The sequence below is a fragment of the Streptomyces sp. NRRL S-340 genome, from assembly GCF_000720185.1.
In the GTDB taxonomy this organism is placed as follows: domain Bacteria; phylum Actinomycetota; class Actinomycetes; order Streptomycetales; family Streptomycetaceae; genus Streptomyces.
In genome coordinates this window covers 181,625-207,658 of sequence record NZ_JOIY01000014.1, presented here as the reverse complement: position 1 = coordinate 207,658, position 26,034 = coordinate 181,625, and the positions used below count along the sequence as shown (strand labels likewise).

The 26,034-nt window shown below is 73.5% G+C and carries 18 protein-coding genes; 9 read left to right on the top strand and 9 right to left on the bottom strand.

The features are described from left to right. Positions 1–107 precede the first annotated feature (107 nt). Positions 108–1,631, top strand: coding sequence for a M81 family metallopeptidase (locus IG64_RS13685; RefSeq protein WP_037855437.1), 1,524 nt, complete (start codon positions 108–110; stop codon positions 1,629–1,631). A gap of 83 nt (positions 1,632–1,714) precedes the next feature. Beyond that, on the top strand, positions 1,715–2,509 hold the full coding sequence (locus tag IG64_RS13680; protein WP_037855613.1) for a copper homeostasis protein CutC: 795 nt from the start codon (positions 1,715–1,717) through the stop codon (positions 2,507–2,509). 169 nt (positions 2,510–2,678) lie between these two features. Here IG64_RS13680 and IG64_RS13675 read toward each other — a convergent pair whose 3' ends face one another. Next, positions 2,679–2,858, bottom strand: coding sequence for an alpha/beta hydrolase (locus IG64_RS13675; protein WP_037855435.1), 180 nt, complete (start codon positions 2,856–2,858; stop codon positions 2,679–2,681). On the opposite strand from IG64_RS13675, the gene IG64_RS42160 reads away from it, so the two are divergent. Then, the gene (locus IG64_RS42160) at positions 2,779–3,036 is read left to right on the top strand and encodes a hypothetical protein (RefSeq protein WP_234438508.1); all 258 of its coding nucleotides are present in this window, start codon (positions 2,779–2,781) and stop codon (positions 3,034–3,036) included. The genes IG64_RS13675 and IG64_RS42160 overlap by 80 nt on opposite strands. Positions 3,037–3,087: 51 nt before the next feature. On the opposite strand, the gene IG64_RS13665 is transcribed toward IG64_RS42160, so the two are convergent. The 7 genes from IG64_RS13665 to IG64_RS13635 form a co-directional block, all read right to left on the bottom strand. Next, complete coding sequence (locus tag IG64_RS13665) at positions 3,088–3,852, bottom strand: DUF4232 domain-containing protein (protein WP_037855431.1); 765 nt, start codon at positions 3,850–3,852, stop codon at positions 3,088–3,090. A gap of 292 nt (positions 3,853–4,144) precedes the next feature. Next, positions 4,145–5,356 (bottom strand): Gfo/Idh/MocA family protein, encoded by a 1,212-nt coding sequence (locus IG64_RS13660; RefSeq protein ID WP_037855428.1) that lies wholly within the window; start codon positions 5,354–5,356, stop codon positions 4,145–4,147. A gap of 140 nt (positions 5,357–5,496) precedes the next feature. After that, positions 5,497–7,887, bottom strand: a complete 2,391-nt coding sequence (locus tag IG64_RS13655; RefSeq protein ID WP_234438507.1) for a right-handed parallel beta-helix repeat-containing protein — start codon at positions 7,885–7,887, stop codon at positions 5,497–5,499. Positions 7,888–8,197: 310 nt separating this feature from the next. Continuing rightward, positions 8,198–9,655: a M1 family metallopeptidase gene (locus IG64_RS13650; RefSeq protein ID WP_037855427.1), complete on the bottom strand. Its 1,458-nt coding sequence runs from the start codon at positions 9,653–9,655 to the stop codon at positions 8,198–8,200. Next, a complete protein-coding gene (locus IG64_RS13645; RefSeq protein ID WP_037855423.1) occupies positions 9,652–11,334 on the bottom strand; it encodes an extracellular solute-binding protein in 1,683 nt (560 codons plus the stop codon). The genes IG64_RS13650 and IG64_RS13645 overlap by 4 nt, the downstream gene beginning before the upstream one ends. Positions 11,335–11,516: 182 nt before the next feature. After that, on the bottom strand, positions 11,517–12,377 hold the full coding sequence (locus tag IG64_RS13640) for a carbohydrate ABC transporter permease (protein ID WP_037855611.1): 861 nt from the start codon (positions 12,375–12,377) through the stop codon (positions 11,517–11,519). A 91-nt stretch (positions 12,378–12,468) separates the two neighbouring features. After that, positions 12,469–13,428, bottom strand: a complete 960-nt coding sequence (locus IG64_RS13635) for an ABC transporter permease (RefSeq protein WP_234438506.1) — start codon at positions 13,426–13,428, stop codon at positions 12,469–12,471. Between the two features lie 280 nt (positions 13,429–13,708). Here IG64_RS13635 and IG64_RS13630 point away from each other — a divergent pair, with 280 nt between their 5' ends. From IG64_RS13630 to IG64_RS13605, 5 genes are all read left to right on the top strand, one after another. Next, entirely contained in the window at positions 13,709–14,779 is a 1,071-nt protein-coding gene (locus IG64_RS13630; RefSeq protein ID WP_037855421.1) for a hydroxyacid dehydrogenase, read from the top strand. A gap of 269 nt (positions 14,780–15,048) precedes the next feature. Further along, positions 15,049–16,305: a LacI family DNA-binding transcriptional regulator gene (locus tag IG64_RS13625; RefSeq protein WP_234438505.1), complete on the top strand. Its 1,257-nt coding sequence runs from the start codon at positions 15,049–15,051 to the stop codon at positions 16,303–16,305. A 749-nt stretch (positions 16,306–17,054) separates the two neighbouring features. Then, entirely contained in the window at positions 17,055–18,419 is a 1,365-nt protein-coding gene (locus IG64_RS13615; RefSeq protein ID WP_051812830.1) for a M60 family metallopeptidase, read from the top strand. A gap of 20 nt (positions 18,420–18,439) precedes the next feature. Next, positions 18,440–20,848 (top strand): polysaccharide lyase 8 family protein, encoded by a 2,409-nt coding sequence (locus IG64_RS13610; protein WP_037855418.1) that lies wholly within the window; start codon positions 18,440–18,442, stop codon positions 20,846–20,848. Between the two features lie 290 nt (positions 20,849–21,138). Next, positions 21,139–23,103, top strand: a complete 1,965-nt coding sequence (locus IG64_RS13605; RefSeq protein WP_037855415.1) for a DUF2264 domain-containing protein — start codon at positions 21,139–21,141, stop codon at positions 23,101–23,103. A 1-nt stretch (position 23,104) separates the two neighbouring features. Here IG64_RS13605 and IG64_RS13600 read toward each other — a convergent pair whose 3' ends face one another. Further along, the gene (locus IG64_RS13600; protein ID WP_078883973.1) at positions 23,105–23,998 is read right to left on the bottom strand and encodes a TetR/AcrR family transcriptional regulator; all 894 of its coding nucleotides are present in this window, start codon (positions 23,996–23,998) and stop codon (positions 23,105–23,107) included. Between the two features lie 286 nt (positions 23,999–24,284). On the opposite strand from IG64_RS13600, the gene IG64_RS13595 reads away from it, so the two are divergent. Next, a complete protein-coding gene (locus IG64_RS13595; RefSeq protein ID WP_037855412.1) occupies positions 24,285–26,000 on the top strand; it encodes an MFS transporter in 1,716 nt (571 codons plus the stop codon). Positions 26,001–26,034: the final 34 nt, after the last annotated feature.

The following is a 26,034-nucleotide window of genomic DNA, read 5'->3' as shown; positions in this document are numbered from 1 at the left end:
ACGCCCCGGCCGGCCCACGCCCCCGGTCCCCGTTCCCTCCGCCGCCTCCCTGACCGCACGTCCCAGGCCAACTCCACGCCCCACGCCGCCCACCCGCACGAGGAGCCATGTCGCACACCCGCACCGCCGTCGCCCGCCCGGTCATCGCCGTCGCCGGCCTCGGCATCGAGTCCTCCACCTTCTCCCCGGCCCGTACCGAGGCCCCCGCCTTCCACCCCGCGCGCGGGGCCGCGATATTCGACCGGTACCCGTTCCTCGCCCCGGGCCGGGAGCTGCGCGAGGCCGCCGAATGGCACGGCGCCCTGGTCGGCAAGTCGCTGCCCGGCGGCACCGTCACCGCCGCCGCCTGGACCGCGCTCACCGACGAGCTGATCGAGCGCCTCGCCGCGCTGCCCCGGCTGGACGGCCTGTGGTACGACATCCACGGCGCCATGACCGTGGAGGGGGTCGACGACGCCGAGGCCGTGCTGCTGGAACGCATCCGCGCCACCGTCGGCCCGGAGGTGATCGTCTCCACCTCGATGGACCTGCACGGCAACGTCTCCCGTGAACTCGCCCACCGCAGCGACCTGATCACCTGCTACCGGATGGCCCCGCACGAGGACCACATGGAGACCAAGGAGCGTGCCGTGCGCAACCTGGTCGAGCTGCTGGTCTCCGGCGCCCCCCGCCCGGTCAAGGCGTGGGTGCCGGTGCCGGTGCTGCTGGCCGGCGAGCAGACCTCCACCCGGATCGAACCGGCGAAGAGCGTGTACGCGGCCGTCGACGAGGTCGAGGCAGCCGACGGCGTGACGGACGCCGCGATCTGGGTCGGCTACGCCTGGGCCGACGAGCCCCGCAACCGCGCCGTCGTGGTCGTCACCGGCGAGGACACGGCGGCGGTCTCGGCCGGGGCCGAACGCCTCGCCCGGGGCTTCTGGGACGCCCGCCACGACTTCGCCTTCGTCGCCCCGACCGGCACCTACGACGAACTCCTCGACGAGGCCCTCGCCTCCGACCAGCGGCCGTACTTCATCAGCGACACCGGCGACAACCCCACCGCGGGCGGCGCCGGCGACGTCACCTGGGGCCTGACCCGGCTGCTGGAGCGTCCGGAGTTCCAGAAGGAGGACGGGCCGACGGTCCTCTACGCCTCGGTGCCCGGTCCCGCCGCGATCGAGACCGCGGTGGCCGCCGGGGTCGGCGCGACCGTCACCGTCACCGCCGGTGCGGAGGTGGACGACCGGCACGCCGGGCCCGTCACCCTCACCGGGGTGGTCCACGCGATCCGGCACGGCGACCGGGACGCCGAGACCGAGGTCGTCGTCCGCGTCGGCAGTGTGTACGCGATCCTCACCAGGCTGCGCAAGCCGTACCACCACGAGCACGACTTCACCGACCTCGGCCTCGACCCGCGCTCCGCCGACATCGTGATCGTGAAGATCGGCTACCTGGAGCCGGAGCTGTTCGACATGTCGGTCGGCTGGAAGATGGCCCTCACCCCGGGCGGTGTCGACCAGGACCTGGTGCGCCTGGGCCACCGCCGCATCCGGCGCCCCATGTTCCCCTTCGACCGCGACATGGCCGACCCGGACCTGACGGCCCGTGTCATCCCGGCCTCCGACCAGCCGCTCACCGGGGACGACGAGTGACCGGCCGCGACACCCGGCCGCTCGACGCGACCCCGCCCCCCACCGGCGGGACGGGCCCGGCCCGGACCGGCGGGGCGGACCCGGTGCCGGCTCCGACGGCCGCCGGCGAGGTTCCCGCAGACGGGCGGCCCGCGCTGGAGATCGCCGTCACCTCACCGGCGGGCGCCCGGGTCGCCCTCGCCCACGGAGCCGACCGCGTCGAACTCTGCACCGGCCTGGAACTGGGCGGCCTGACCCCGTCGGCCGCCCTGGTCGAGGCGGTCGCCGCCGTGGGCCTGCCGGTGCATGTGCTGGTCCGGTGCCGTCCGGGCGACTTCGTCCACGACGCCGAGGAGACCGCCCTGATGGTCGCCGAGGTGCGGTCCGTGCTCGCCTCCGGGGCAAGCGGCGTGGTCGTCGGCGCGCTCACCGCCGACGGCGGCCTCGACACCGCCGCCGTCGCCCGCCTCGCCGCGGCGGCCCACGACGCGGGCCGCCCGGTCGAGGTGACCCTGCACCGCGCGATCGACGTCTCGGCGGACCCCGTCGCCACCGCCGCGCTGCTGCCCGGCCTCGGGCTCACCCGGGTGCTCACCTCCGGCGGCGCCCCGGCCGCCGCGCAGGGGCTCGCCCGCCTCGCCGCCATGGTGAAGGCCGCGCCCGGCGTGCAGGTGATGGCGGGCGGCGGGGTGCGCCCCGCCGACATCCCGGCGCTGGCCGCCGCCGGCGTGGCAGCCGTCCACCTCTCCGCCAAGCGCCGCGCCGCACCCCGGCGCGGGGGCGCGTGGATCCCGCTCGGCGCCGCCGGCGCGTCCGCCGAGCAGGACACGCACTTCGTCACCGACCCGGCGGTGGTCGCCGAGGCACGGAGCATGCTGGAGCAGCGCTCCACCGGCTGACCGGCTCCGCGGTCGCCAGGTCCTGCCGCGTGCCGGGGACTGCCGCGTGCCGGGTCCTGCCGTGCGACGAAAGGACCCGGCCGGTCCCCGTCACCGGGAGCCCGTGGCCCCTGTCGGACACGGGCTCCCCCGGCAGGCCGGCCCGGGCGGCGCGGGGCGGCAGGGGCGGTCAGCGGGTCAGGTGCGCGGTGAAGAACGCCGTGAGCCGGTCGACGGCGGCGGTCACATGGGCGTCCCGGTCGTACAGGTCGATGTGCGTGGCGCCGTCGATGACGGCAAGTTCCTTGGGCTCGGCGGCCTTCTCCCATCCGGCCGTCGGACGGCTCGGCCTCGACTGGTCCTTCCTCACCTGCGCCGCCGACCCTGACCAGCAGCTCATCACCCTGACCGCCGAGTCCGGCACCCCGAGCCACGGCCGGCTGCGCCTCCTCGCGTCCCGGGCCGGGCCGGGCCGGGCCGGCCGGCGGCTCCGCTGCGGCGGGCGGCCCGTGACGGACCGGCGGGCCGGGCCGGCGGGCGGCGTGTGACGGTTCCGCGAGCCGGGCCGGCCGGTCCGGCCCCCCGCTCTGCGAGTGGGTTCACTTGCCGGAGCCGACGTGGTAGCCGACCGGGTCGACGTAGACGTCGGGCGCCTCGCCGTCGGGGGCGGCGACGGTGATGTCCAGGCCGCCGAGGTTCACGATGGAGGAGACCGTCTCGTTGGGCGGGGTGACGCTGAGCCTGGTGTAGGTCTTGCGGGAGCTGCCGGTGGCCGGGATGTAGTGGAGCAGGAAGCGGGTCTCCTCGCCGGGGGCGATGGTGACGGTGGAGGCCGTGGTGTCGGTGCGGGCGGCATCGGGGCCGGTGTCGCCCAGGCCGTCGGGGCCCACCAGCTGGACCCCGGGGAAGCCGTGCATGCTGCACGCGCTGGGGCCGTTGTTCTTCAGGTTGACGACGATCTCGTTCTTGACCATGGCGGAGGCGGCGCTGAAACCGAGGTTGTCGGTCTTGCAGCGGGCGCCCGACCCCTTGCCCCCGGCCCGGGTGGTGGTGGCGCCGCCGCCGGTGCGGGAACCGGAGGAGGAACCGGAAGACCCGGAAGCGGAGCCGGACGAGCCCGAACCCGAGCCCGTCCCCGAACCGGAGGCCGGGGCGGAATCCGAGCCGGACGTCGAGCCGGAGCCGTCGGCCGAACCCGAGGCGGCGTCCGAGGCCGAGGACCCGTCGCCGGCGGAGCCCTGGGCGGCGGTGGACGCGTTCGTACCCGAAGCCGCACCGGATCCGGCACCGCCGCCGCACGCGGTCAGCGAGAGGCTTGCGGCGGTGACGACGAGGGCGAGGGCGGAGAGCTTCTTGACGCGCATCGGTAACTCCTGGGAAGCGGTGTCGTCCCGCTCGTGCGAACCGAGCGGGGCGCTGTCACCTCATGGGACACCCGCGGCCGGGTGATCCGCTGCGGGTGAAGGTGGATCAGGACGCCCCTGTGACAGACGAGTCGAACGGCCGTGACGAGAAGACGGCGCAGTCCAGGCAGACGGCGCACACCCGACAATCCGCTCCGGTCGGCGGACGGTACGGTCCCGGGGGTGGCCGGAGGTCCGTCCCGGGCCGGGGGTGACCGCAGGTTCGTCACGGGCGGGTCTGGCCGCAGGTCCGTCACGGGCGGGTCTGGCCGCGCTCGAAGTACGCGGCCAGCTCGGGGTCGAGCGGCCCGATCTCGCGGGGCGTGCCGCCCGCGCGCAGTGACTCGGTGGCCCCTGCCCCGGCCGCGACGGCCATGCGCGCGGCGACCGGCGAGGTGTCGGTGACGCCGCCCTCCCGTGCGAACCGCACGAACTCGTCGATCAGGAGCGGGTCGGCGCCGCCGTGCCCGGCGTCGTCCTCGGCGGCCGGGACGGTGTACTCGGCGTCGGCCTCGGGGCGGTGGACGGAGCGGCGTGAGTTCCACACCCTGACCACGGCCCCGGGGCCGTCCCCGAAGTTCTCCAGGCGGCCGGCGTCCCCGATGACGGTGTAGTTGCGCCAGTAGTCGGGGGTGAAGTGGCACTGCTGGTAGGCCGCGAGCACCCCGTTGTCCAGGCGCATGTTGACCAGGGACACGTCCTCGACGTCGATGACCGGGTTGAGGCCGCGCTGGGTGTGCGGCGGCCAGTGACCGTCCTTCGTGTACCAGTCCTCGTGCTTGGGTTCGCCGGGTGCGCGCCGGTGCGGGTTGCCGCCGTAGACCATGAGGTCCCCGAGGGCCTGGACCTGCCGGGTGAAGCCGCCGGCGAGCCAGTGCAGGACGTCGATGTCGTGGGCGGCTTTCTGCAGCAACAGGCCTGTGGTGTACTGCCGTTGGGCGTGCCAGTCCTTGAAGTACCAGTCGCCGCCGTAGCCGACGAAGTGGCGCACCCACACGGTCTTGACCTCGCCGATCTCGCCGCGCGCGATGATGTCGCGCATCAGCCGGACGACGGGCATGTGCCGCATGTTGTGGCCGACGTAGAGGCGGGTGCCGGTGGCGTGGGCGGTGCGCAGCAGGTCGTCGCAGCGTTCGACGGTGATGTCGAGCGGCTTCTCGACGAAGACGGGGCGGCCCGCCTCGAGTGCTTCGCGGGCGATGGCGGTGTGGGTGTGGTCGGGGGTCAGGACGAGGATCGCGTCGACGTCCGGGTCCGCGATCACCTTCCTGTGGTCGCCGGAGATCAGCGCCTCCGGGAACGCCCGGGCCGCCTGAGCCCGCACGGTGGTGTCGTGGTCTGCGAGGGCGGTGACCCGGGAGCCGGCTCCCGGCCGGTGTGCGGTGCGCGCGATGCTGCCGCGCAGTCCGTAACCGATGACGCCGAGGCGCAGGTCGCCAGGTCCTGTCGTGGGGACGCCGGTCATGGCGTGACCGCCTTTCTTCAGGGGGTGTCGGTGCGGCGGCGGGACGCGGGGGCCGCGGGCGTGCACGGCGCGCGGGCGCCGCGGACCGCCGACGGGTCCGTGGCGCCCGCTGCCGTGCGCAGGTGCTGCCCTGCCACGGGTCAGGGGTGCACGAGGACGTGGGCGAGTGCCACCCGCCCGGTGCCGGTGAGCCGGATGCGGACGTAGCGGGCCGTGGTGTCGGTGTCGAGGAGGGTGGGGCGCAGCGCCTTGCCGGTGACGTGCGCGGTGGTGGCGTCGGAGAAGTCCGCCGAGGCGGCGAGCTGCACGTCGAAGCCGGCGGTGGTCATGGAGGCGTTGTTCCAGACCTCGACCTGTCCGATGTGGCGGGGGGCGCCGAGGTCCACCTGCCACCAGGCGCCCGGCTCGGAGAGGGTGCGGGTGTCGGTGGTGGTGTCGCCGTCGGTGGCCTGGCCGGCCGTGGCCGTGCCGTCGGTGGAGGACTGACCGGCGGTGCCGGTGCGGGCCAGGTCGGGCCGGAGCGGGTCGACACGGCCCCGGCCCTGCGCCCCCGCCGCCTCGGCGACCGCGACCGCCTCGGCCGGCAGCCGGTCCAGCTTCGTGTGGTTGCCGGTCATGGTCGAACCGGTGCCGGCGAAGGCCGGGGCGTCGGTGTCGGTCCAGTTGCCGGTGGCGTGGTTGTCGATGCCGTAGTCGGCCCAGTTGGAGACCCACTTGTAGCCGACGCGGGTGACGACGTTGCCGGTGACGGCGATGTGGCTGGACTGTTCGTCGAGGTAGATGCCGTTGCCGTCGCGTTCGGTGTTCCCGTACGCGCTGCGGTCGATGTAGTTGCCGGAGATCACGGTGCCGGGCTGGGCGCCCTGCGTGTAGACGGCGGCGCCGTCGTGCTGCGCGTCGGCGACCCGCATGACGTCGGTGATCCGGTTGTCCGTGATGCGGTTGTCGCGCAGCACGGGCTGCCGGGCCTCGGGCTGGTTCCAGCCCCAGCCCACGGAGATGCCGGAGTACGGGAGGCCTTCGAGGGTGTTGTGGTCGATGACGGTGCCGGCCTCGTAGCCCGCCCAGATGCCGACGGCGTCCGTGTACTCCACGCCGGTGCGGCGGACGGTGTTGTACGAGACCGTGTTGCGGACCCCCGCGAGTCCGGGGGCGGGCGTGGGGTCGGTGTCACCGATGTACGCGGCGCCGGAGGACAGGTCGGTGAAGCGGGAACGGGTGAGCGTGGAGTCCTGGGTGCCCTGTTCGAAGGTCACGCCCGCGCCGCCGAGGTGGGTGAAGGCGGCGTGGTCGATCACCACGTGGCGGCCGCCGCGGACGGTGAGCGCGGCGGCGGGCTTGGTGTAGTAGCGGCCCGCGTGGTCGACGGGGCCGGTGGCACCGGTCAGGGTGAGACCGGCCTGCGTGCCCGCGTAGCCCTCGTCCGTGTCCGGCTGCCGGTAGGCGGCGTAGGCGAAGCCGATGCCGCTGACGCGCACGTCGTGCGCGCCGTCGAGCACGAGGAGCCCTTCGGTGACCGGGGTGACGGCCTGGGAGCGGCGCGGGTCCTCGCCCTCGCGGGGCAGGTACGTGACGGTGTGCGCGGCCGAGTCCCAGACGAACTCGCCGGGCTGGTCCAGGAGTTCGCGGGCGTTGTCGAAGTAGGCGACCCCGGAGTAGCGGGCGGAGTCGACGGCCGTCGAGTCCCAGGCGGGCCCGGTGCGGTCGGTCCCGGAGGCCGAGTTGGTCCAGCAGGGCTGGGCGAAGGTCAGCTCGTCGCCGGTGACGGCGGCGATGCGGCAGTGGTAGTTGCGCCAGCGGACGCTGATGACGGCCTCGGCGTCGGTGGGCCGGGCCCAGTGCGCGATGCCGGTCTTCCCGGCGCCGCTCATGCCGGTCCGGGTGGCGTCGCAGACGGCGGCGGGGCAGGCCTCGCCGCGGGCGCGCACGGCTCGCCGACCGTCGACGAACAACTGGCGGGGCGTGATGCCCTCGGGCACCTTCGCGGTCCAGGTTCCGTCGCCGTTCACCGACCAGCCGGTCAGTGTCCGCCCGCCGGAGAACACGGGTCGCGCGCCGGGAGCCGCGGTCCAGGTGACTCCGGAGTCCCGCGCGCCGAGCTTCAAGGGGGTGCTCAACGGGTAGGTGCCGCCCGCGAGTTCGACGCGCACGGCACGGTCGGTGACGGTGCGGGCGGCGTCCCGCGCGCCCTGCACCGAGCAGGGGCGCCCGGGGGTGCAGTGGGATCCCGAGCCGTGCGGCGCCGCGTACAGGACCTTGGGCGCGGGGGCTTTGCCCGGGGCCGCCTGGGCGGCGGGCAGCGGGGCGAGGAGCAGCGACGCGCCGGCGAGCAGGGCGGCGCCGAGGGTGCGGACCGTGCGGGGGGCGCGGGAGGTGCCGGCTGGGTCGGCGGCGGGAGCGGCCGGGCCCGTGGGGGCGGCCAGGCCGCGGGTGGTCGCCGCGACGGCGGGGGCGGCCAGGCCGGTGGGGCGGATGGTACGGGTGAGTGGTCCCGTGCGATGTCCCAATGGATGTCTCGTGCGCTGCCTCATGCGATGACCTTCCGCTCGGGGAGTGTGGTGCGGGGCCGGTGCGGGTTGTGCGGGCGGGTGGCGCGAGCCGCGCGGGCACGGCCGGGTGTGTACGGCTCCGCGTGCGGGCCGGGTGCGACCGCGGGGTGTGGACGGGGGCCGTGGGGACGGGGGTCGTGGGGACAGGGTCTGTGTGCGGACGGGGCGGGCCCCCGCGGTGTGCGTCTGGAGATGGGCTCCGCCGGCGGGCCGCGCGGGTCCGCGCGCCGGGCGGGCGGAGCCGCGTGCACGCGGGTCTACGGACGGGCGGTGGCCGTGGGCCGCCCGGCGCTCACGCCGCGGCCGTCCAGTCCGGATGCCCCGGCATCGGCGGGTTCTGCGCGCCGAACAGCCAGTCCCGCAGGAACCGGTCCAGCGAGCGGTCGCCCGTCACGGTGACGGCGTGGGCGATGAAGTCCTCGCTGGTGACCGTGCGGTCCCTGAAGCGGCGCGGCCACAGGCCCATGATCCGGTCGAACCGCCGCCCGCCCACCTTGAGCCGCAGTGCGTAGAGCACCAGCGCGCCCCCGTCGTAGATGTTGGTGCCGCCGAGGGCCTTGGGCAGTCCGGGCGGCCCGTCACTGGCGCGGACCGCGTCGAGCTTGGCGTACGTCGCCTTCATCTTGTCGGCCATGACGGACCAGCCGCGCTCCTCGCTGTAGAGGGCGGCGTAGTACACGGCCGGCCCCTCGTTGAGCCAGGCCTGCTGCCAGTCGTGCGGGGTGACGCTGTCGCCGAACCACTGGTGGGTCAGCTCGTGCACCATGGTGCTCTCGTACGTCGGGTCGCCGCCGGCGCCGGTCCTGAACCAGTTGGTGCCCATCAGGGTGAGCGTCGTGTTCTCCAGGGCGTCGGTGTACCCGTCGTAGATGTGCAGGCCGTACACGGAGAACGGGTAGCGGCCGAACTTCGCCTCCAGCCAGGCGAGATGATCGGCCGTGCGGGCCACGACCGGGGCGTAGACGTCCTCCTGGCCCCGCGGGACGATGTGCCGCAGCGGCAACCCGGTGTGCGAGGTGCCGTACAGGTAGGTGCCCTTGACGACGGCGATGCCGAGCAGTTCCGTCGGCATGCGCTCGCGCAGCGCGAAGTGCCACACGGCCGATCCGTCGGCGCGTTCGTCCTTGCCGGTGAGCACTCCGTTGGCGGCGGCGACGTACCCCTGGGGCGCGTGGATGTGGAAGGTCCAGGTGGCCTTGTCGGACGGTGTGTCGTTGCACGGCAGGAACGTGTCGGCCCGCGACGACTGGGCGGCGCAGGCGAAGCCGCCGTCGGAACCGAACCGCCAGCCGGTCAGTCCGGCGCGCGGCGCCTTGCCGTTGCCGCGGTAGGCGACGGTGACCTCGAAGGGCGCGTCCTTGCGCAGCGGCGCGGCCGGGGTGACCGTCAGCTCCTGGCCCGACCGGCCGGCGGACAGGGCGTGGGACGCGGTGCGGCCGTTCACCGTGACCGAGCCGACGGTGTGGCCGTCGGTGTCCAGGTTGAACGACGACAGGTCCTGCGTGGCCCGCGCGCTCAGTCTCACCACCGCCGTGAAGTCGTAGGTCACGGGGGTGAAGTCGAAGGTCAGGTCGTAGTGGAGGACCTGGTAGCCGCCGTTGCCGAGGGTCGGGAACAGCGGGTCGCCGACCCCGTCGGAGCCGGGGCGCGGGTCGAGGCCCGCGGCAGCGGCGGGCGAGGCCGGCACCGGTACCGTGAGCGCGGCGGCGGCCGCCGCCCTCGTCAGGAACGCGCGTCTGCTGGTGGTCACTTCTTCTCCTTCCGCTCCTGCTGCGAGGCCTGCTCGAACTCGGCGCGGCATGTGTCGCCGCCGGCGCGGCGCCACTTCTTGACCAGTGCGTCGTACGCCGACAGCGGTTTGCGTCCGGTGATCAGGTCCTTGATGCCGTCGAGGTGGACGGTGTAGAGGCTGCCGAGCCCCTTGGAGTCCCAGGTCGGCGAGGAGTAGCTGAGGGTCGGGTCCTCGATGAGCTTCGGGATGAGCGCCGCGTACGCCTCGTGCACGTAACGGGCGGCCTGCGGGTGGGTGGCGCTGAAGAACGAGGGTGTCGCGGAGGCGAGTTTGCCCCACGGCACGGTCACGTCCTGGGTGCCCTGCTTGGTGAGGACGGGGGTGCCGTGCGCGTCCCGCCGGTAGTCGACGTTCTCGACGCCGTAGTTGATGAGGGTGTATTCGAGCGACCCGAAGGGCGAGGCGGCGAAGTCGGCGAGCCGCAGCAGTTCCCTGACCCGCTTCTCGCTCGCCCTGCTGATGTAGCAGTTCTGCAGGGAGACGTTGTCGGTCCAGGTGACCGCGTCCTTGCCGACCGGGACCATGGGCCGTACGTCGAAGGACCTGTCGATGGCGGCCATGGCGTCGACGTATCCGGTGGCCGTGGTCAGGTACGCCGGCATGCCGTCGTAGACGTAGGCGGCCCTGCCGTTCTTGAACAGGTCCGTGTACTGGGCTTTCTGGGCCCCGGACATCTGCACGGTGCCCGGGTAGTAGCAGCCCGCCTTGTAGAGCTTGGCGGCGGTCTCGACGGCGTACCGGTACTTGTCGTCCTCCAGTTGGTAGGTCCACTTGCCGGTGGTGCGGTCGAAGCGCCAGAAGTGCTGGGCGCCGGCGGACATGGCGAGCAGGTTGGTGCTGCCGCCGGTGAAGAAGTACTGCTTCTTCCTGGCGTCGGTGAGGTCCTTGGCCAGCTCGACGAGGCGTTCCATGCTGTCGATCTGGTCGAGTCCGGTGACGCCGGCCCGCCGGAACAGGTCGGCCCGGTAGAAGCCGGTGCCGCCGCTGCCCGAACGGGCGATCGGGATGCCGTAGAGCTTGCCGCCCTTGATGGCGTCGCGCCAGGCGTACTGGGGGACGGCGGCCAGGTTCGGGTAGGCCTTGACCTTGTCGCCGGAGAGGTGCGGGCCCAGGTCGGCGCACTTGGCGGCGAGGAAGGAGCCCACGTTGTCGACGCCGCCGGTCTCCGGGTACATGAAGATGTCGGGCAGTTGGTCACCGGCGACCATCGTGGAGAACTTCGCGGGGTAGTCGTCCGCGGGCACGGCGGTGAAGTCGACCTGGGTGCCGAGCAGCTTCTCGATCTCCCGCCAGGCCGCGTTCTTGCCGCGCTCGGGCGGCAGCGGCGCGAACGTCTCGGTGACGGCGGTGATCTTCTCGGCGCCCTTGAGCGGGGTTCCCGAGGTCGCGCGGACCAGCCGGGCGGGGTACGTGAGGAAGGCGTTGGGCACGCCCGCCGCGGTGCCGGGCAGGTCGGCCCTGATGCCGATGTTGCGCACGGTGGTGACCGGCAGCAGCTTGGTGCTCTTGGCCTCGGCCTTGGCGGCGCTGCCGCCGTCGCCGCACGCGGCGAGCAGCGGCGCGGCGGCGACGGCGAGACCGGCGCCCGTACCCCAGCGGAACAGGGTGCGGCGGTCGACGGATGTGGTGCCGGACATGGCGGGACTCCTCAGCACGAGGGGGCACGGAAATTCGGAGGGACGGTCGCGGGTTGACGCGGGCCGGGGCTCGGTGATGTGGGGACGGCGGGTCTGGACCCGGTGATGAGGGGTGCGGCGGTTCGGCGGTTCGGGCGCGGCGACGGGCCTGCGGCGGTTCGAGGTGCGGCGGTCCGGTGCGGTCAGCCCTTGACGGCGCCGGTGAGGACGCCCTTGGTGAAGAACCGCTGGAGGAAGGGGTAGACGAGCAGGATCGGCACGACGGCGATGACCAGTACGGCCATCTGGACGGCCTGCTGCGGGGCGACCACCTCGCCGGCCGCCGCGGTGTCGAGGCTCTGGCCCTGGAGGACGAAGGTGCGCAGCACCATGGGCAGCGGCCACTTGTCGTTGTCGCCGAGGTAGAGCAGGGCGTTGAAGTACGCGTTCCAGTACGCGACGGCGTAGAACAGTCCGACGACGGCGATGACCGCCTTGGACAGCGGCAGGACGACCCTGATCAGGGTCCGGAGGTCGCCCGCGCCGTCGACCTTCGCCGCGTCGTACAGTTCCTCGGGCAGGTTCATGAAGAAGGCCCGCATCACGACGAGGTTGAAGGCGCTGACCATGGTGGGCAGGACCAGCGCGGCGAAGGTGTTGTAGAGGCCCAGTTCCTTCACCAGGAGGAAGTTGGGGATGACGCCCGCGTTGAAGAGCATCGTGAACAGGGCGGTCATGAGGATGAACCGGCCGCCGACGACGCCGCGCCGCGACAGCCCGTAGGCCATGCCGATGGTGGCGAGCAGGCTGCAGGCGGTGCCGGTCACGGTGACGCCGGTGCTCACGAGCAGGGCGCGGGTCACGCGCCCGCCGGTGAACGCGGTGCGGTAGGCGTCGAGGCTGGGGTGGCCGGGCCACAGGACGAGCCCGCCGGACTTGATGATGTCGCTCTGCGAGGCGAAGCTCGTGCCGATCACGCCGAGCAGGGGGTAGGCCACCAGGCCCACGACGATCACCAGGGCGAGGCCCTTGAGGACGAGACCGAGCCTGGTGGGTTTCTCCATCCACGGGGGCCGGGCGCCGGACGGGCGCGGTTCTCCCGCCGCGGGTGTGGGCCGGCCGGCGCGCACGCGGCGCGCCTTCACCGTGGTCGTCTCAACGGTCAGCACCGCGGTACACCCCTTCATGACCGAGCCGGTGGGCGAACTTGTTGGCGCCGATGACGAGGATCGTGCCGATCACGGCCTTCACCAGACCGACGGCGGCGGCCGTGCCCCACTGGTTGTCCCGGATGCCGTGGAAGTAGACGTAGGTGTCGAGGACTTCACCGGCGTCGGGGCCGACCGCGTCACGCTGGAGCAGGATCTGCTCGAAGCCGACGGTGAGGATGTTGCCGAGGTTCAGGATGAGCAGCAGGACCAGCACCGGGGACAGCCCGGGCAGGGTGACGTGCCAGAAGCGGCGCCACCGGGCCGCGCCGTCCATGGCCGCCGCCTCGTACAGGCCGCGGTCGATGGAGAGCAGCGCGGCGAGGATGATGATGGTGCCCCAGCCGGCGTCCTTCCACATGACCTGGAGCGCGAGCAGCCAGGGGAAGGCGTGCGGGTCGGTCGTCATGTCGTAGCGCGGCAGCCCGAGGGAGCCGAGCAGGTCGGGCACGACTCCCGCGCCGCCCAGGATCTGCTGGAAGATCGAGACGATGATGACCCAGCCGATGAAGTGCGGCAGGTAGACGACGCTCTGCACGAAGCGGCGCAGTCTGTCGCGGGCGATGCTGTTGAGCAGCAGGGCGAGGGCGATGGGGACGGGGAAGAACAGGACGAGCTGGACCAGCGCGATCTCCAGCGTGTTGCCGGTCGCCGACCAGAAGTCGGGGTCGGCGAAGGCCGTCGTGAAGTTGGTGAAGCCGTTCCAGGCGCTGTGCAGGTAGCCCAGGTAGGGCTGGTAGTCCTGGAAGGCCACCAGGTAGCCGAGCAGCGGTACGTAGTGGAAGACCACGAAGTACAGGAAGCCGGGCAGGCACAGCAGCAGCATCACCTTGTCACGCTTGAGGCGCTGCCAGAGGGTCTTGCGGGGAACGCGGTCGACGGCGGTCGGTGGGGCGGAGACAGTCATGGCGCGGTCCTGTTCGGCCGGTTGGCGCAGGAACTGGTTTCTGCGGCGGCAAGTTAGTAAGCGGTTAACCCCATCGTCAATAGGTCCGCCGACCTGACGGACCGTGAAACGACGGCGAACGCGTCGCCTCCGGCACTGCGAACAGGCCATTTCTGTACGGCATTTCAGACTGAACCAGGGCAACTCATCGGCCGTGTCTGCCTCCCGACCTTGACGGTCGAGCGACGGGCTCCCTAGCGTGCGGTACCGCCATAGAACACGTTTACTGTCCGGAGGCAGGGTGCGTACCACTGACGAGGCGCCGGTCGAGGCCGCGGCCGCCGACGCCACACCGCCCCCGCGGCGGCCCCGCACGGTTCTCGCGATGGACTCCGCGGTCGTGGACGACGTCTTCCCGCCGTCCGTACGGGCGCGGCTGGAGGAGACCGCGGACATCCGGCCCCCGCGTGTCGTCGGGGAGTTCACCGGCCCGGAGGCGCGGGCGGCCCTCGCCGAGTGCGAGGTACTGCTCACCGGCTGGGGCTGCCCGCCGGTCGACCGGGCCGCGCTCGACCGGGCGCCCCGGCTGCGCGCGGTGATCCACGCGGCCGGCACCGTGAAGACGTTCCTGAGCCGGGAGGCCTACGAGCGCGGGATCGTGGTCTCCTCGGCGGCCGCGGCCAACGCCGTGCCGGTCGCCGAGTTCACGCTCGCCGCGATCATCCTGGGGGCCAAGCGGGCCTTCCCGCTCGCCCATCTCTTCCGGGGCCGGCGCACCCACCGCACCGACGCCGACCTGGACCGCCAGCACTGGCTCGGCACCCGTGGCATCACCGTCGGTGTCGTCGGCGCCTCGCGCATCGGCCGCCGTGTCGCGCAACTGCTGCGCACCCTGGACGCCGAGGTCCTCCTCTACGACCCGTACGTCGGCGACACCGAGGCCCGGTTGCTCGGTGCCACCCGAACCGACCTGGACACCCTGGTGGCGACCAGCGACGTGGTGACCCTGCACGCGCCGGACACCGCGCGGACCCGGCATCTGCTCGACGCCCGCAGGCTCGGTCTGATGCGTCCGGGCACACTCCTCGTGAACACCGCGCGCGGCCCGCTCGTGGACACGCAGGCCCTGACGGAACACCTGGTCAGCGGCCGGATCGACGCCGTGCTCGATGTCACCGACCCGGAACCGCTGCCCGCCGGGCACCCGCTGTGGGACCTGCCCAACGTCTTCATCACGCCGCACCTGGCGGGCGCCCAGGGCAACGAGGTGGGCCGGCTCGGGGCGCTCGCCGTCGACGAACTGGCCCGGTACGCGCGCGGGCTGCCGCTGGCCCACGCGGTGCTCCTGGCGGACCTGGAACGGATCGCGTGAGCGGGCCCGCACCGCACGCCCCGGGCTCTTGCGTCCCGAAGCGGCCGGATCAGGGAGCGGGGGCCGGTGACGGGGGCACCTCCCACGCCGTCGGCACAGGGGAGGAACACCGCACGGCGCGGGAGGGCGGCACGGCGGGGCCGTGGCGACCGGCGGCAGCGCCGCCGCGAGGGGCGCTGCCGGACCCCGCGAGCCCGGCGGGATCCGGACGAGAGGCCCTAGTCTCTGGGGCGGGCGGACCGCAGACAGACCAGCACGACCATCAGGGGGTGGGCCGGATGTCCCGGCAGAGTTCCACGGCACCCGGACCGGACGGCGCGGAGCCGGGCGACGGACAGGGCGAGCGCGGCGGGCAGCGCCGCGCGACGGTCGTCGACGTCGCGCGGCGCGCCGGGGTGTCCACGGCGACCGTCTCCCGGGTGATGAACCGCAACTATCCGGTGGCCGCCGCCACGCGCGAGCGCGTCGAGGCGGCCATGCGGGAGCTGGGGTATGTGGTCAACGCCCATGCCCGGGCGCTGGCCGGCGCCTCGGGCCGCACCGTCGGCATCATCGTCGGCGAGCTGATCGACCCGTTCTACGCGTACATCGCGCGCGGCGTGGAACGCGAGGCCACCGACGGCGACCGGCTCTGCCTGGTGTGCTGCACCCAGGGCGACCCGCAGCGCGAACTCGCCTTCATCGAGCTGATGCACGAGCGGCGCGCCGACGCCGTGGTGCTGGTCGGCGGCAGCGTCGAGGACCGCGCCTACAAGGCGGAGCTGGCGCGCCGGGCCCGGGAGCTGGACGCGGGCGGTGCGAAACTGGTGCTGTGCGGACGGCCCTCGCTCGGCGAGGGCGTGCCGACGGTCGGCGTCGAGTACGACAACGAGGGCGGCGCCTTCGCGATCACCGACCACCTGATCACCCAGGGCCATGAGCGGATCCTCTACCTGGGCGGGCCGCCCGGCCTCTCCACGGCGCGGGACCGGCTCGCCGGGCACCGGCGGGCGCTCGAACTGCGCGGTGTCCCGCGGGACCCGAGGCTGGAGCAGCCCGGCGCCTTCAGCCGGGCCTTCGGGTACCGGCGCATGTCCGAACTGCTGCGCGGGGGACCGGAGTTCACTGCCGTGTTCGCCGCGAACGACATCGTGGCGGCCGGTGCGGCGCAGGCCCTGGAGGAGGCCGGGGTACGCGTCCCGCAGGACATGTCGCTGGTCGGCTACGACGACATCCCGGTGGCCCAGGAGCTGCGGCCACGGCTGACGACCGTACGGATCCCGCTGGAGGAGATGGGCCGGCAGGCGGTGCGCGTGGCGCTCTACGGGGGGGACGAGGACGACTGGCGCGCCCCGACGACCGGCACGCTGCGCCTGGGCACGCACATCGTCGTCCGGGAGTCGGTGGCGCCACCGCGGAGTACGGCGCCGGGCGGCGGAGCCACGGGGAACGGGACACCGGCGAGCAGCGCGCCGGGGAGCGGTGCACCGGGGAACGGGACGTCCGGGACCGGCGCCTCGGGGAGCGGCGGGCGGCGCAGGAACTGACACCGGAGTCGACGAGGGAACTGACGCCGGAGCTGACGACGCAGCCCCGGCGTGCTCGATTCTGCTCGTACGGACGCCGGTTCGGATAGTAACGAACAGAAACTCGGTCCACCCCCTTGCGAGTGGATAGCAAACGCTTACATGCTGGCGCGCAGCCCCACCCGCTCGTCCCGCCCGTCGCCCCGACGTCGTTCGTCCCATGGGAGTCACTGGATGCGCCCTGCCCCCACGCCTCTTGCCGCCCCTCTTAGAGCTGCGAACAAAAGTGGGCCCCGGCGGGCGGCGCCCGGCACGCGCCCTCGCCGCGTTGCCGGAAGGCCCTGGCAGCTCCGCTGCAAGAACCTTCCGGCGCCTTGCGATCGCACGCACCGGACACCGCCCGCTGATCGGAACCCACTTTTGTTCGCAGCTCTTACCGGGCACGCCGATCCGTCCTCCCGCGTCCGGGGCGGCGCGCCCGCCACCCGCGCGTCGCGCACGGCGGACCGCGCACGGACGGACTTCTCCGGCGGCAGGCGGGCGACGCCCGTCGGGGCCCGGGACGGCGCGGAGACGGGCGCCCCGCGCCTCCCCGACCCGACGACGCCGACCGGCCCGGGTCCGCTCACGGCCTGACAGCGTGACCGCCACGCCGCATCGGCGGCCGGCGCGCACGGGCCGGGCGGCGCGGACAGGCCGGCCGGGACACACAGGACCCCCTGACACCCCTCCCCCGCACCGTACGGACCGCCCCAAGGAGACGACGCCTCATGCGCACCCCCGCATCCCCGTCCCGCCGTTCCGTCCTCGCCGCGGCCACGGGCGCCGCGCTCGCCGTCGGCGGCCCCGGCTCCGGCACCGCTCGGGCCGCCGGTTCCGCACCCGCGCCCGGCACCGCTCGCCCGGCCGCCGGCGACGACCTCACGGTGGCGCTCGTCGCCCGGCCCTCCGCGGAGGCGGAGCGGCTGCGCCTCGGACAGGCCCTGCGCGCCTCCGAGTTCCAGGCGACCGGCCGCTACGTCCCGCCGGGCACCCCCCTCCGTCTCGCCGTCCTGCCCTACGACGGCCTGGTGCCGACCCTGTGGATCGGGCAGTGGGACTACTACGGCACCGTCACCGAACCGCGCCCCTATCCGCTGAAGCCCGGCGCGAACACCGTGACCGACCCGCACGGCGGACCCGTCTACCTCACCCTGGAGGGCAGCGGGCAGCGCGCCGCCGTCCGGTTCAGGAGCGGCTCCTCGCCCATGCCGGTCTTCACGCTCGGACGCACCACCGAGGCGGACTACCAGAGCCAGTTGGACACGTACACCGGTGTCCCGGTCGTCGAACTGCACGGGCCGCGCTCGATCGTGACGCTCACCCGGGACGGCGCGCTGCTGTACCGGGACGAGGACCACGCGGCGCTGCTGCGCCTGCTGGAGCAGATCATCGACGCCGAGTCCGCCGTCAGCGGCCTGGACGGCTCCGCGCCGGTGCACCGGCCCAAGGCCGGCGGGTACCACTTCACCGAGGTGTCGGTGGTGCCGTCCGGCGTCGGGGCGTACGCGACCCACGGCTACAACGGCTTCCCGCGCGCCTACCTCGACCGGGCCACCACGGTGACGGGACTGCGCACCCGCGGCTGGGGGCTGTACCACGAACTCGGGCACCTGCACCAGCAGTTCGCGTACAAGCCGTCGGGTCTGACCGAGGTGACGGTGAACATCTACTCGCTGGCCGTGCAGCGCGCCCTGGGCCAGGCGTCCAACCTGCTCACCGTCGACCCGAGGACGGGCCTGGACTACTTCCAGTCCGCCCGGGCGAAGTTCGGTACGCCGGGGCTGACGTACGAGAAGTCCTTCGGCGCGTACGAGAAGCTGGTGCCGCTGCGGCAGCTGGAACTCGCCTTCGGCGACGACTTCTGGCCCCGGCTGCACAAACTGGTGCGGGAGGAGAACCCGCGGTCGGACTCCACCGAGACGGCCAAGCGCTACCGGGCGCTCGCCACGTACGCCAGCCGCGTCGCGGGGCGCGACCTCACCGACTTCTTCGTCACCACCTGGGCGTTCCCCGTCGACGCCGAGGGGCGGGCCGAACTGGCCGCACTGCACCTGCCGAAGCCGTCGACCGACCCGGCCACGCTGACCGACTGATCCCGAAGGACGGACCCCGCATGGACCTGAGCAGACGCCAGACCCTCGCGCTCGCCGGAGCGGGCGCGGTCACCTCCCTCGTCGCCAGCGCGGGCGGTGCGAGCGCCGCCGGCGGCGGTGCCGGGCAGGAGGGCGGCGACCCGTACGAGCCGCTGCTGGCCCGCGCCGCGCAGCAGCTGACCGGTGGTTCCTTCGACCCGCGGGACCCGGACTTCGCCGCCGCGCTCGCCGCCCTGGACGCCGAGGCCTCGGCCTGGTGGCGGCGGATCGACACCTCCGCGGGCCGGCAGGCGCTGTGGGCCGACCTGTCCCCGGCTTCGGACCCCGGCATGTTCGGCCAGAGCTACCCGCGGCTGCGCACGCTCGCCATCGCCTGGGCCACCCCCGGCACCTCGCTCACCGGACAGCCGGCCGTGCGCGACGGGATCCTCGACGCGCTCCGCTTCCTGCACACCGCCGGTTACAACGCCTCCCGGCGGGAGACCGGCAACTGGTGGTTCTGGGAGATCGGCGCGCCGCGTGCCCTGATGGACGTCTGCGTGCTGCTGCGCGCGGACCTCCCCCAGGAGGACCGCGACGCCTACGTGCGGACGGTGGCCGCGTTCGTGCCCGACCCGGACCACCGCACCAACGCCCCCGCTCTGGCCGAGACGGGCGCCAACCGCGCCGACAAGGCCGTCATCGTCGCGCTGCGCGGGCTGCTCGCGGGCGACCCCGCCGCGCTCGCGCTGGCCCGCGACGGGCTGTCCGACGTCCGCGGCAACGGGCAGAACAGCCTGTTCCAGTACGTCACCTCGGGCGACGGCTTCTACGAGGACGGCTCGTTCGTGCAGCACTCGAACGTCGCGTACACGGGCACGTACGGCAGTGTCCTGCTGGGCGGCGCGGGCCGGCTGATGGCGCTGCTCGCCGGTTCCGACTGGGCGGTCACCGACCCCTCGGTCGACGTGCTGTACGAGGCGGTCGAGCGGAGCTTCGCCCCCTTCCTGTTCGACGGGCTGATGATGGACGCGGTGCGCGGCCGCGCCGTCTCGCGCGAGGCCGCCCGCGACCACGACGACGGGGCGAGTGCGGTCGCGCACATCCTGCAACTCGCCGAGGCCGCACCGCGGGCGTACGCGGACCGCTGGCGCGCTGCGGCCAAGGGCTGGATACTGCGCAACACGAGCACGCCCTACCGGGATCTCGTCCCGATCCCGGACCTGGCCCGCGCGAAGGCCCTCCTCGCCGATTCCTCCGTGCGTCCCGCGGACCGCCTCACCGGGCACTTCGTCCTCGCCGACATGGACCGTGTGGTGCACCGGCGCCCGTCGTGGGCGTGCGCGCTGTCGCTGTCGTCGAAACGCATCGCCGCCTACGAGGCGGGCAACGGCGAGAACCTGCACGGCTGGTACACCGGCGACGGCATGACCTACCTGTACGACGGCGACGACACCGACGCCTTCGCTGACGCCTTCTGGCCGACCGTCGACCCGTACCGGCTGCCGGGCACGACGGTGGACACCCGCCGGCGGACCGATCTCGGAACCGGCGCCGGGACCGGCACGTTCCGCCCGAAGAACGCGGTGGCGGGCGGGGCAGTGCTCGACGCCCGGCACGGCGCCGCCGCGATGGAGCTGATCGCGGACGGGTCGACGCTGCGGGCCAAGAAGGTTTGGTTCTTCCTGGACAACGCGGTCGTCGCGCTCGGTGCCGGGATCACGGCGGGCGACGGCAGGACGATCGAGACGGTCGTGGAGAACCGGAACCTGCACGCCGGCGGGGCACCCCGGCTCCTCGTCGACGGGCACCGGCAGCCCGCGGAGCAGGGGTGGTCGGCCTCGCTCGACGACGCGCGCTGGGTCCACCTGGAGGGCACCGGCGGGTACGTCTTCCCCTCCGGTGGTCCGCTGCGCGCGCTGCGCGAGGAGCGCACCGGCACGTGGCGCTCCGTCAACACCGGTGCGGACACCGGTGGCAGCACCACCCCGGTCACCCGCCGTTACGCCACACTGTGGTTCGACCACGGCTCCTCCCCCGCCTCCGCGTCCTACTCCTACGTCCTGCTGCCGGGCGCGACCGCCGCCGCCACCCTGGCCTGGTCCCGCTCCCGCCCGGCGCGCGTCCTGGCCAACGACGCCACCGTGCAGGCCGTCGCCGCGCCCCGTCACGGTCTGCTCGCGGCGCACTTCTGGGCGGCGGGTTCGGTGGACGGACTCGCATCGGACGGCCCCGGCACCGTCCTGGTGTGCCACCGCGACCAGGGCGTGTCGGTGGCGGTGGCGGATCCGGGCCGTACGGCGACGGTCCTGACCGTCCGGCTGCCCTTCCCGGTGCGCCGGGTGGTCAGCGCCGACGACACCGTGTCCGTCACGCCGGGCCGCCGCCCGGTGCTCACCGTCCGCGTGGGCGGTTCACGGGGCCATACGCACACGGCCCTGCTGCGTTAGAGCTGCGAACAAAAGTGGGTTCCGATCAGCGGGCGGTGTCCGGTGCGTGCGATCGCAAGGCGCCGGAAGGTCCTTGTGGCGGAGCTGCCAGGGCCTTCCGGCAACGCGGCGAGCGTGCGGGCCGGGCGTCGCGAGCCGGGCGCCCCTTTTGTTCGCAGCCCTTAGAGCCGCCGCTCCGGACCTGTCCGCTCCCGCAGGGCCCGCGCCCCCCTCGTCCGCCGCCCGTACCGTCCGTATCGCCGGTACCGCCCGTACCGCCCGCCGTCCGCCGAAGGAGCCAGCGAATCGCCATGGCCGCCCCGCACTTCCCCCTGCCGCCCACCGACCGCGTCCGCTCTCCCCTGACCGGCTGGACCCGGGCGCACTGGGAGGCCCTGGCCGACCGGCAGCTGGCGGCCCTGCTGCCCTACGCCACCCCGGGCCTGGCCCAGTACCGGCTGCCGGGGCGGGCGAGCTGGTCCGGGGTCGTCTCGGACGGCCTCGAAGGGTTCGCCCGGTCATTTCTGCTGGCCTCCTTCCGGATCGCGGGCGCGGGCGGCGGCGGGACGGGCCCCGCGAAGCCCGGGGGTTGCAAGGACTCCACAGCCTCCGAGGACTCCGGGGACTCCACCGGTTCCGAGGTCGTCTCCCACCTCATCGAAAGGTACACGCAGGGTCTGACAACGGGCACGGACCGTGACAGCGGTGAGGCCTGGCCGGTGCTCACCGACTGCTCCCAGCAGATGGTGGAGGCCGCCTCGATCGCACTCGGCCTGCACGAGACCCGGCCGTGGATCTGGGACCGGCTCGACACCCGGGTCCAGGAACGGGTCGTCGACTGGCTGTCCGGGTTCGTCGGCGCGAAGACCTGGGACAACAACTGGCGTCTGTTCCAGGTGGTGTCCGAGCAGTTCCTCGCCTCGGTGGGCGCACCGTTCAGCCAGGGCGACATCGACGCCGGCCTCGACCGGATCGAGGACTGGTACGTCGGCGACGGCTGGTACACGGACGGGGACGGCCGCAACTTCGACTACTACATCGGCTGGGCCATGCACCTGTACCCGCTGCTGTGGGCGCGCATGGCGGGGCCGGACGGGGACGGCGGGCGCGGCGCCGTCTACCGGGAGCGGCTGGCCCGGTTCCTCACCACGTACCCGCAGTTCTTCGGCGCGGACGGCGCGCCGGTCCACCAGGGCCGGTCGCTGACGTACCGCATCGCGGCCACGGCGCCGGTGTGGCTGGGCGCGCTCACCGACTGCACCCCGCTCGCCCCGGGCCTGACCCGGCGCCTCGCCTCCGGAGCGGCCCGGCACTTCGCCGAGCGCGGGGTGCCGGACGAGCGGGGGCTGCTCCCGCTGGGCTGGTACGGCACGTTCCTGCCCGCGACCCAGCCGTACTCGGGGCCCGCGTCGCCGTACTGGGCGAGCAAGGGGTTCCTCGGGCTGCTGCTGCCCGCCGGCCACCCGGTGTGGACGGACCGTGAACTCCCGCTGCCGGTCGAGCAGTCCACGCAGTACACGGCGCTGCCCGCGCCCGGCTGGCTGCTGCACGGCACCCCGCACGACGGTGTCGTCCGCCTGGTCAACCACGGCAGCGACCACAACCCGCCGAACGGCCCGGGCAGCGACGACCCGCACTACGCCAAGTTCGCCTACTCCACGGCCACCGCCCCGGAGTCCGCGCCGCACGCCTGGCAGCGCACCGTCGACAACCACATCGCCCTGCTCACCGCCGACGGCACCCCGTCGCGGCGCCGCCGCATCCAGCCCCTCACCTGCGAAGGACGCCGTGCGTCGTCCCGTCAGACGGTACGGCTCGCGGGGCTGGAGGAGGAGTTCCCCATCGAGTCGACGAGCGTGCTGCACGGGCCGTGGGAGCTGCGCGTGCACCGGGTGCGGGCCCCCGGGGGCGTGACGGTGCGCGAGGGCGGCTACGCCGTCGCCGACGCGTCGCGCCCGCGGGCGGAGCGGGGGCCCGGCTGGGCGCTGACCCGCACGGAGTCGGGGCTGACCAGCGCCGTGGTCGCGCTGTACGGGTGGGACGAGGAGACGGGCGTCGCGCGCGAGGTCGAGGCGAACGCGTACGGTCCGCACTCGGCGACGCCGTACCTGAACGCCGTGCGGCATCCGGGTGGGGAGAGCGTCCACGTCGGCTTGGTCGTGCTCACCCGCGACGCCGTCCACCCGTGGGCCCTGCGGGAGTCGGTCACGTGCACGCGCGAGGACGACGGGCGCGTGCGGGTCACGTTCCCGGACGGGGAGAGTGTGACCGTCTGACTCACACGTCGGCGGCGGGCGCCTCGCCGCCGGCCGCAGGCTCGCCGGGGCCCGGGCCCGCGCCGGCCCCCGCACTCGCCCGCCCGTCCCCGCCCGCGTCAGCGCCCCCGTCCGCGTCCGCGTCCGCCGACGTGCCGGGCAGATAGCTCGCGAGGCCGCGCAGGATGATCTCCAGGCCGATGTCGAACCTCTCGTCGGAGGAGCCCGTCACCATCAGACCGGCCAGGGCGCGCAGGTGGGGGAAGTCGCCCTCCGGCAGGGACGCGAAGTAGTCCCGCATCTCCTCGGCCAGCTCGCTCAGGTCGGGGCCGGCCGGGTCCGGGCCCCCGTCTGCCGGACGGGCGGTCCGCTCCCGCCACAGGTCCTCGCCCAGGACGAACCCGTCGATGTAGGTGGAGACGAGGTCACCGGCCTCCGCCGCGATGCGGTCGGGCAGGCCGGCCGTCCGCAGCAGGCCGAGGAACGCCTCGACGTGCGGCAGCAGTTCGGCGGTGAAAGGGACGTGGGCCATGGAGATCCTGGCCATGTCCCGGTGGGCCAGCAGCCGCCGCCGCCCGGCGCGGGCGTAGTCCCGCAGTTGCTCCTGCCACCGTTCGGGGTCGGGCTCGGGCATCTCGGCGCCCTGGAAGACCCGGTTGTACATCAGCTGCAGCAGGTCGTCCTTGTTGCTGACGTGGGCGTACAGGGCGGAGACCGTGACCCCCAGCTCGGCCGCGACCTGGCGCATCGACAGTCCGTCGAGCCCCTGGCGGTCCAGCACGGTGAAGGCGGCGTCCACGATGCGTTCCCGTGACAGGGGGGTGCGTGCGGGCGCGAGACGGGCGCGCGCCGGGCGCCCGCGCTCCCAGGGGGGCGGCGGAGGGAGTGCGGGGGTACCGGCGGCCTCGTCGTTCATGAGGCCAGTCTAGGGGCCTGGAGAACAGTGTTCTCCGCGGATGAGCGGCGTTCTCGCTCCCACGCTCCGAGCACCCGGGCACGGGCGACGCGATATATCTTGACCGTGCGTCGCGGCTTGCGCTATATCTTAATGAACGTTGTTCTGTTGGAGAGCAGTGTTCTGTTACGGTGAACACTGTTCTCCAGCGGGTGCCGCTGCTCTCCGGGCGCCGCACCCCTTCCATCAGCCCCTCGCGCCCGCCGGTCGTCACGGCGGCGCGACCCGTCCGCGAGGAGTACTACCGATGTCCACCACGGGCGTGGCGTCCCCCGAGACGCACACCGAGTCACCGGCGCCGCCCTACCGCTGGCGCTGGGCCGCGCTCTTCGTGATCCTCGCCGCCGAGGTGATGGATCTCCTCGACGCCGTCGTCACCAACATCGCCGGCCCCTCCATCCGGGCCGACGTCGGCGGCGGCGCCTCCACCCTGCAGTGGCTCGCCGCCGCCTACACCCTGGCGATGGCCGTCGGACTCGTCACCGGGGGACGGCTCGGAGACATCCACGGGCGCCGCCGGATGTTCCTGGTGGGCGCCGCCGGCTTCACCGCGGGATCGCTGCTGTGCGCCGTCTCCATGTCGCCGCAGATGCTGATCGCCGCACGCGTCGTGCAGGGAGTGTTCGGCGCGGTGATGCTGCCGCAGGGCCTCGGCATGATCAAGGAGATGTTCCCGCCGAAGGAGTCCCAGAAGGCCTTCGGCATGTTCGGCCCGGTCATGGGGCTCTCGGCGGTCTGCGGGCCGGTCCTGGCGGGCTGGCTCGTGGACGCCGACTACTTCGGCACCGGCTGGCGGATGATCTTCCTGATCAACCTGCCGCTGGGAGCCGCCGCCCTCCTCGGCGCCGTGCGCTACCTGCCGAGGACCATCTCGCACGACAAGCCGCGCCTGGACATCCCCGGCATGGTGCTGGTCTCCCTGGCGGCGCTGCTCGTCATCTTCCCGCTGGTCCAGGGCCGTGAGTACGACTGGCCCGTGTGGACGTTCCTGATGATGGGCGCCTCGGTGGTCGTCTTCGTCGCCTTCGGGGTGTACGAGTCGCGGCGCAGCAGGGCCGGGCGGGACCCGCTGGTCATCCCCAGCCTCTTCCGCAAGCGCGGGTTCAGCGGCGGCATGGCCCTCGGGCTGGTCTTCTTCTCGACCATGCAGGGCTTCATGCTGGTCTTCAACCTCTACACCCAGATCGGTCTCGGCTACTCGCCCCTCAAGGCGGGGCTCGTGATGGTGCCCTGGTCGGGCGGCATGATCGTCGGCTTCGGCGTCGCCCAGGGCGTGGCCCGGTTCGGACGGGCCGTACTCCAGGCGGGCACGCTGGTCATGGCGGCCGGTGTGTTCGGCGTGTGGCTGACCCTCGACATGGCGGGCAGCGGCGTCGGCCCCTGGCAGCTCCTGCCCGCGCTGCTCGTCACCGGCATCGGGATGGGCCTGCTGATGGCGCCCTTCTTCGACATCGTGCTCGCCAGCGTCGACCAGCACGAGACGGGCTCGGCGTCCGGCACGATGACCGCGGTCCAGCAGCTCGGCGGCGCCTTCGGCGTGGCACTGCTCGGCACCGTCTTCTTCGGCCTGCTGGGCGGCGGGATGGCCACCGCCGTCGACCACCACTCCGACGGCCTGCGGGGGCAGTTGACCGCCGCGCACGTCGCGCCCGCCGCTCGGGAGCGGATCGTGGCGGACCTGCGCACCTGCTCCTCGGACCGGGCCGTGGCCAAGGACCCGGAGGCGACCCCCGCCTCCTGCGCCCGCCTGGAGAAGGACACCCGGTCGGCCGTGACGTCGCCCCAGGACGCCGCCCGGATACCGGCGGCACTCCAGGACACGGCGTCGTCGGCCTTCCGCAGCGGTTTCGGCGCCGTCATGCAGACGGTGCTGTGGATCGTGGACGGCATGCTCGTCCTGACCTTCCTGCTCGCGTTCCTGCTGCCCCGCCATGCCCGCCCCGAGGGCTCGGGCGGCCACTGAGCCCGGGCCCGGCCCGCGGCGGCGCGGCGACGGC